This is a genomic window from Pseudoalteromonas sp. GW168-MNA-CIBAN-0100, from assembly GCF_040309225.1.
Lineage (GTDB): Bacteria > Pseudomonadota > Gammaproteobacteria > Enterobacterales > Alteromonadaceae > Pseudoalteromonas > Pseudoalteromonas arctica.
This window is the reverse complement of sequence record NZ_JBEOOL010000296.1, coordinates 1-334: the sequence shown is the minus strand read 5'-3', so window position 1 is coordinate 334 and position 334 is coordinate 1. Positions and strand designations below refer to the sequence as shown.

Below are 334 nucleotides of genomic sequence, written 5' to 3'. Positions count from 1 at the left end.
AACTTAACCATATAATTCCTGCCTTTGGTTAACTTATATGGTTAAGGTCCGAAATTGGCTAGTAAAGTGTGGCGTATACTTTAAGCTTAAGCTTCTTATTAGTAATTAGTGTGTGCGTTTATGAATGATAAACACTGGCAAAAAGCACGGCAGAGTCGCGATCCTCGTTTTGATGGGCTTTTTTATGTGGCGGTTAAAAGTACCGGTATATATTGTCGGTCAATATGCCCAGCCCCCACGGCTAATGAAATAAACGTTACCTATTATCAGTATGCACATAATGCTGCTAAAGCGGGGTTTAGACCCTGCATGCGGTGTAGGCCCGATAGTGCGC

Annotated in this window: 1 protein-coding gene; it reads left to right on the top strand. The window is 42.2% G+C overall.

Going from position 1 to position 334, the window contains the following annotated elements:
- Positions 1-120: 120 nt before the first annotated feature.
- The coding region (locus tag AAEY62_RS21190; RefSeq protein WP_350636318.1) for an Ada metal-binding domain-containing protein at positions 121-334 on the top strand (214 nt) is incomplete at its 3' end.